The sequence below is a fragment of the Trinickia dabaoshanensis genome, from assembly GCF_002879885.1.
GTDB classification, from domain to species: Bacteria; Pseudomonadota; Gammaproteobacteria; order Burkholderiales; family Burkholderiaceae; genus Trinickia; species Trinickia dabaoshanensis.
The window spans coordinates 160639-167106 of record NZ_PNYA01000015.1 but is presented as its reverse complement, the minus strand read 5'-3'; the positions used below and the strand labels follow the sequence as shown (position 1 = coordinate 167106).

Annotated in this window: 5 protein-coding genes; all 5 read right to left on the bottom strand. The window is 54.5% G+C overall.

The genetic code is table 11. The features are described 5' to 3' along the window. Window positions 1-821: 821 nt before the first annotated feature. Window positions 822-1388 (bottom strand): hypothetical protein, encoded by a 567-nt coding sequence (locus C0Z18_RS17575; RefSeq protein ID WP_102646694.1) that lies wholly within the window; start codon window positions 1386-1388, stop codon window positions 822-824. An 8-nt stretch (window positions 1389-1396) separates the two neighbouring features. After that, complete coding sequence (locus C0Z18_RS17570; RefSeq protein WP_146014034.1) at window positions 1397-1705, bottom strand: hypothetical protein; 309 nt, start codon at window positions 1703-1705, stop codon at window positions 1397-1399. 228 nt (window positions 1706-1933) lie between these two features. Further along, complete coding sequence (locus C0Z18_RS17565; RefSeq protein WP_158244256.1) at window positions 1934-2347, bottom strand: lysozyme inhibitor LprI family protein; 414 nt, start codon at window positions 2345-2347, stop codon at window positions 1934-1936. A gap of 9 nt (window positions 2348-2356) precedes the next feature. Then, a complete protein-coding gene (locus tag C0Z18_RS33220; protein ID WP_199189479.1) occupies window positions 2357-3691 on the bottom strand; it encodes a lysozyme family protein in 1335 nt (444 codons plus the stop codon). Beyond that, the gene (gene tssI / locus C0Z18_RS17555) at window positions 3688-6366 is read right to left on the bottom strand and encodes a type VI secretion system tip protein VgrG (RefSeq protein WP_102646691.1); all 2679 of its coding nucleotides are present in this window, start codon (window positions 6364-6366) and stop codon (window positions 3688-3690) included. The genes C0Z18_RS33220 and tssI overlap by 4 nt, the downstream gene beginning before the upstream one ends. Window positions 6367-6468: the final 102 nt, after the last annotated feature.

Below are 6468 nucleotides of genomic sequence, written 5' to 3'. Positions count from 1 at the left end.
GTGAACATCGTCTCGGTGTAGCCGTCCGCTCCGCGCATCGTTTCGCTCTCAGTGTTGGTCGATTCCTTCTTTCAACGTTTACCCCTCCCGCTCGGATGACGTCTGCGGGAGGTATTTCAACAGCCTGTTAGTGAATATCGACCTTCGATACGGGAGTCTGATTGACTCCATCGAAAACTTTATCGGAAAAAACTTTATACATCGAAGCGTAACACCATCTGTCAAATATGACCTTCCCATTTTTCGAAACATAGACTTCGCCTGGCGAAACCGATGAGACGACATACGTGTACGGGCCCTTCGAGAATTTCAAATGTAGACCACGAATACTGCCTTCGGAAACATCGCTGATCTTGACCATCTTGGCCGGCGGCACACTTCGATCGGGAAATACGAAGATCTCGTCCTTGGTGCCGTAGCGGTACTACACATAACCCCGATTGGGGGCTGTGTTATCCCGCGCGCACACGGAAACGGTCGCTCCGTTATCCAGCGGACAACTGAAATAGACCTCCTCCCCCTCATTACACAATGTTCGATTATCTTTTGATAACTGACTCTGTGAATTTGCCACATCACACTTAACGAGCGATAAAATCGCAATCGTAAAAATCCTTGCCACACGTACCACTTCGCCCTCCAATGGCACATCGGAGCTGAATCAGCTTTCTAGTCTACGAGCGATGGTTCCCTCGACAGTACAACCGCTGACCAGGTGCGCATCAGCGTCACCCACAAGCCCAATGACTGCGGTGACGGTCACAAGGATTTTGAGCATTAGACGTGTAGTCATTTGAGCTTTGACTCGGTGCATGCCGTGCTCAACGGTTCGTCGCTCCCGTCTCCGAACACGTTACAAAAAATAGTTCGACGGTCGCCAATTTCAGCTTTTGTTCATCTTTGATAAAGGTAAGCGATAGATTGCTTAGCTCCTGCGACATTACGCACTGCCGGCCGGTTGCCCGATACGTCACCTCCCGAACGCATTCGTGCTTCGGGAACGTGGTTGTCGTACGGCCATCGTCCACAGAGGGCTCTTTGCCACGAAGTTGTCCTTTCATATAGGAAAACCTGGGGCGTTCAAACCCCGACATGTCCTTGAACACAGCCTCGTGATCGTGGAACACGCCCAACAACCAATCGATCTTCTCCTTGGCTGGTCTTCCGGCTCGTCGAAGCATGGCACCGTCGGCGACGTTGGTCAGCAACTCGAACTTGCCCGAGTCGACAAATTTCTCGAACGCTCCCCTGCTCGGAAAGTCGGTGAAAACATCGTGGCTAATGATCGAGACGTCAGATGTCGACAAGCAATCAGGCAATGCAGCCGCGTGACAGCACGAACTCGCGATAGCGATAGCGAGGCAAGCCACCGTGGCGGAATTGTTCATCTTGGCCTTTAATTCAATCGGGAAAGTTTTCCCCTCTTAAACTCATACCACTGATCGTCGACTTCCAACAAAACCGCGTCCGGCCGCCATCGCACATTCTCGACATCCAACTTATCGGTGATTTGAACCACTTCGGGCCGGCCCTTCCGAAAATCATAAAGTGCAATGGAAGGAGTATCAGACGCACCTCCGATAAAATCCTCCATCAGCACCCGGCCGCTCGGTCTGTCGCGTGATCCGGATTCCGTATAGTAAAGGTAACGCAGGCCGTAAAGCTTATCGAAATCATACCCCGCTAGCTGGACGGTAAAGGTCACAGAGTCGATCCTCATACGATCGACCTTCGAAATGCCCATGAGGCCCGCAACAGTTTTCACTGTGTCAACGCTTCCAGCATCCGCCTGAGCGGAACAATTGGCACACCAAATCGCCAAAGTGAGAGAAATTACCCGAAACTTTGTCAAATTACCCTGCATTCAGAGCGATTTCCGTGGACATCCGAAAACACGTAATACTTCAATTCCACAAACCAGCCACGGGGCGAATCAATTATCACTTGCGTCCTCGTAGTATTTGTTCAACTGAGAAGTTCTTTCTGCCGTCATATCCGAAATGCACTGAGCTTGATTTACAACACGCCACTGATGTGCACCACCAGCAAGACTAGCTTTCAGTTCACACTCCGCATCCCTAAATGCTATCCAAGCACGCTCGGTCGAAACGAGTTGGCTATGCGAAAAATTCTCCTCATCCGAATTATCCCGCAAAATACCAAGCAGCTTTTTATATGACGCATTGAGCTTCTTATCATTCTCTTTTTGGACTCTCTCCACACATTGAAGGTTCGCTTGTGCACTATCGAGGCCAACTCCACCGGGAGGCGAATCGCAATCAACAGCGAGGACAGCCGTCGAAAACGACATCACGCTTAACGAAATCATCACTTTAAGAAATCGCATCTTCATATCCTATTTGTCATACTCTGTGGTATACGTATCCGTCCAATACAAATCCTCGACCAGAAAACCGGTCTCATCTTTTAGCAGCTTTCCTGCTCTAATAATCTCATCTTTTTGAACCGCCGTGCCGTCCACCTTGTTATTGGACTTCAAACTGAGCTTCGACAAATATTCGACTGCAGCTCGTTCATCTTCACCACTAGTAAAAGGCGTCGTTAATTTTTTTTCCTTGGCCGCGTTTACGATAAGCTTGCGCGGAGCGCCGCGAATTTGACATGCAGCGACAAACGCGATACCAATCCCGGAGCGGATGTTGTTCGTTTTGCAATACGCTAACGCGGGATTTAGGTAACCCTCGACTGCAAATTCTAGCTCAGCCTCCTGAAACACATCAATCTTTCCCGCGTCGATGAATCTTTGCTTCCACGTACCCTCCCAGAGATCCTGTTTAGCTCCTCCGACGGTAATCGCAATCGGTTGGACGCGTTTGCCTCGAATCTCGCTCTCCTTCGGAAGCTTGTTCTTGTCAGCTAGCGCGGCCAGGTCCTTGCCTTCCTTCTTCTTCCTGATCTCATTCCAATGCGCCTGCCCAGATACGTAATCGACGTTGGGCACATCGATTCCACTCGTCGTGAGTTTTAATAGTTCGAGATAGTTATCGCCAAAAGTCGTTTGGAATTTTTCCGGGTCCTTCTCGTGCATCTTTGTCAGCAGTTTGCCCAACGCACCACTGTCCTGCGTGAACTGAATGATGCCGTATGAAAGGCCGATGTGAACGATGTGCCCGTATGACAAGTTCGCACTGCGTTTCGAATGAAATTCGCTATCAAGATTCTCAGCCGTAAACGGATCGTGGCCGCTCTCGCAAAGAGCAACGGCCGCCACGATCTTCAAACGCTCATTTCGATCAAGCTCAACGCCCTTAAACTGGATAACGTGAGGTGGCTTATTGAGCCGAGCGATCAATTGCTGGTGGTCAGATTCGTTGTTCTTATTTTTTGGCTTAGCTTGCGGTGAACCTGCAGGTGCAGGTGCAGGTGCAGGTGCAGGTGCAGGTGCAGGTGCAGGTGCAGGTGCAGGATCGTCCGGGCCAGTCCTAGGAGTCAAAGGTACATCATCGTGGTGTTGCACCTCTCTCAACTCCGCGATTTCACGCAGTCGTTGAATCAGCCCCCCGTCGATTTGTACTTCGCAGACATAACCAATCTCGCAAACATCACTTTGCTCGAGTGACTTTTCGGCATCAAATGCGTCAGGGCTGAGACGCAACCGCGAAAAACCCGGAAAAGTGTCCTCGTAACCCCGAAGCGGGTCACTCGCCGGTGAATCAGAGCGGGGAATCATACGTTTTTTCCACTCAACTTTTTAAGAATCTCAACGCGAAGAATGTCGGCCTGATCGCTGATTGCGAGCTTCGCCACACCGTCCGCATCCGTTTTCCCAGTCACAACCTGTCCATTCTTGAGATGCACACGAATCGGGCGATTTGGAATCGCATCCCCCTGATCGTTAACTACCCAAACCGGGCGATCATACAAGTGGTTGATGGGCATGATAGGCATCGGATAGCCCATGCTGGCCGGCCCACTAAAGCTGCGCTGCGCCCCCTTCACATCCACCGTCCCCGGCGCATGAATCTCGATGTTGCCGTCTTTGATGCGGATATACGCGCCGCCCGAGGTCAGCAAGATCTCCTGCTTGCCTGCCACTTCCACCGTCTGCGTCGCCGACACCACCTTCACTGCCTTTTGCGCGGTCAACTCGATCGCATCCGAATGCGCTTGCACTTCGATCTTGCCTTTCGCCGCAAACAGCTTCATCCCCGCGTTCTGCACGAACAAGCTCAGCTTCTCCCCGACCGACGCGATCACCGACTTCCCGCTCGCGATATGCGTGCTGCCGCCGGTGACGACATTGACGTGCCGATCCGCCGAAACGGTGGTCGACTGCTGCGTCGAAAACGCGATGCCCGAGGGGCTCGCCATCAGCATGATCGGTTCGGCAAACCCATTGGCGCTACCCGTGCCGCCACCCGCCGTCCGGCCGTTATCCGACGCCGTTCCCGCCACGCTCTTTTGCGTCGCATCGGTAAACGCCTTCAACGCGTCATAGCCTTCTTTCAAGCTTTCCGCTTGGTGCTTGACGCTAATGTCGGAAAGCGACTCGACGATGCTTTCCGAATTGACGAGTTGCGCGCTGGCCGGCCGCACGTCCATCGGCTGCTTGGCGGACGCCGGGTGGCTCGACACATACAACCCTTGCTCGGCGCGAATAGCGCCATAAGCATTCGACTTCAAATCGAAACCGCTACCGAGATACGCTCCGCGCGTATTGCCGGTGTGATCGACGAGGTAGCCCAGGTGCAGATGCGAATCGCCGCTCGTCGAATACAAATGGACGCGGTTTTGCCCGGTCGAGTCGTCCATCACGAGTTGATTGAACCCGCGTCCGCCATATTCCTTCGAGCGAATCCCCGATAACAATCCATTCGTATGCCACACGGGCGGCGTCGCCCCGCCATGCATGCGGCCCAAGATCACCGGCCGATCGCAATCGCCGCCCATGAAGCCGACGACCACCTCGTCACCCTTGCGCAGCGGAAAGTGCCCACCGCGCTTCGAGCCCGCGTCGGGGAAAGCCGCGCGCACCCAAACGGACGCGCGCTCGTCGCCTGGATTGAGTCGATTCCACGGAAACCACACCTTCACGCGGTTGAGCGAATCGGTATAAATCTCTTCGCTATCCGGCCCGGCGACGATCGCGTTTTGCAATTGCATGACCGGCTTGTGATGCTCGAGCGGGCTGCGAAACGGCGTGCGGCGCCGTTGCGCTTCGATCTCGACCTGGAAGAACCCTTCGCTGCCGTCGGCATGTCGAACCTTCACGCCGCCCGCATCGCTGCCGGCCACTTGCTCGACTTCCGCGCGCAGGCTTTCCGGGAAGTCGGCGATGTCGTCCATCCCGGGCAAGTTGTTCCGAATCGTCCAAGCCGTCGAGAGGATCGCAAACTGGCGGTCTTGCTCGGGCCCCTTGTCATGCACGGGATGCCCTTCGAGCGTGAACCAATACCCCGGCATCAAGGCGCGGCAACTGCCGATGCCTTGAAAACGCTTCATCTGCGATTCCCACGACTCCACGCGCACTGTCGATTGATGTTCGCCGCGGTCGCGAACGCCCCACGTATAAGCACCCGTATAGTCGTACACCTCGCCTTGCGCCGGTACGTCCTCGCGCGTGCTCACTGCCCCATCCACCTGCTTGGGCAGATCGGGCCGCTTATAGTCGAACGTGCGCGTCGTCAGTTTCGCGCTTTGAATCTGCTGCCGCTCCTTCCACTGCGTGAAGCCGTCCACTTCCTCACGCAAGCCGGTGCGCAAGAAGCGCACGGTCTTTTGCTCGAGCTCGGGGACGAAATACAAATCGTCCATCAGCACGAGCGTATGCGACTTCCCGTCTTTCGCCTGCTCGAAACGTCCGAACACGCCCGCCTCTTCCAAGCTGCGATGAACGAAGTTCCAGTCGTCCTCCCATTGCACGCGATTCGAATAGCGCGGCATCGCTTGGCGCAAATCGAAGCGATAAGCGCCCTGCGCCTGCGGATGCTGATCGAATACGTCGGCCACTATCTGCTCGCCCGGCTGCTCTTGCCAATCGCGCATATCGCGGCGCAGCGGCAAAAAACACATCCACGAGGAAAAACTCAATTGGTAGTAAGTGAGCGCGCCGTCGCCGCCCAAACGGCTGAACGCCTGAACATAGCCGTGATGCGGCAAATACGAGCCATCCGTCTGCTGCAGCCAAAGCGTGACCGGCTGACCGATGAGCGTCTTCAAGTCGATTCGGTCGCCCCGTGCAGAGGCGGCATCCACGACGAACTCGTAATTGCGCCCAAGCTTGGAGGTGCCCCTCGCCTGCAGCGGGACGAGCCAATCCTCGCCCAACGGCGTATCGAGCTTGATTAACCGATTGTGTTGCGCATTGCCGTAAAACAGCGCGTCGAAAAGCGGGCCGAACGTCATGTCGGCACTCCTTATTTATACGCAGACCGCGGGATTTCGTGAGGGATGAATTCTAATTGAGTGCCACGAGGAAATCGATAGCCCCATTCACTCGGATTCAAA